Origin of the sequence: Pseudomonas sp. 21615526, assembly GCF_013386245.1 — a bacterium.
Classification (GTDB): Bacteria; Pseudomonadota; Gammaproteobacteria; order Pseudomonadales; family Pseudomonadaceae; genus Aquipseudomonas.
The window spans coordinates 1-397 of the sequence record NZ_JACAOM010000265.1; the positions used below are offsets into that span (position 1 = coordinate 1).

The window sequence follows — 397 nt, forward strand, 5'->3', positions numbered from 1 at the left end:
AGCAAGGTATGTGACAGCCCCTACACAAACTAATCCGGTAGAAAGAGAGGGCTTGTGGCGAGGGAGCTTACTCCCGCTGGGGTGCGAAGCGCCCCCAAACAATGGGCCTGCTACGCAGTCCAGCGGGAGCAAGCTCCATCGCCACAGCAAGCGCCCTCGTCACAGGGTCACCGCGTGTCATCGAAATAGGGAGCCGCGATGTTCGATCTACTCAACTTCAGCGAACAAGGCTGGGGCAATGCACTGCTCAAAGGGCTTTGGATGACCCTGCAGATCTCCGCCGGCTCGTTTGCGGTGGGGCTGCTGATCGGCCTGGTGGTGGCCTGCGCCAAGCTCAGTGCACCGCGCGAAACACCGTGGTGTAGCCGCGCATCAGCATGGCTATCGGGCGCGGTGC

1 pseudogene is annotated in these 397 nt (G+C 61.7%); it reads left to right on the plus strand.

Annotated features, from left to right (window positions below):
* Nucleotides 1-198: 198 nt before the first annotated feature.
* Nucleotides 199-397: pseudogene (locus HX786_RS31620) on the plus strand (ABC transporter permease); the annotation flags it as partial.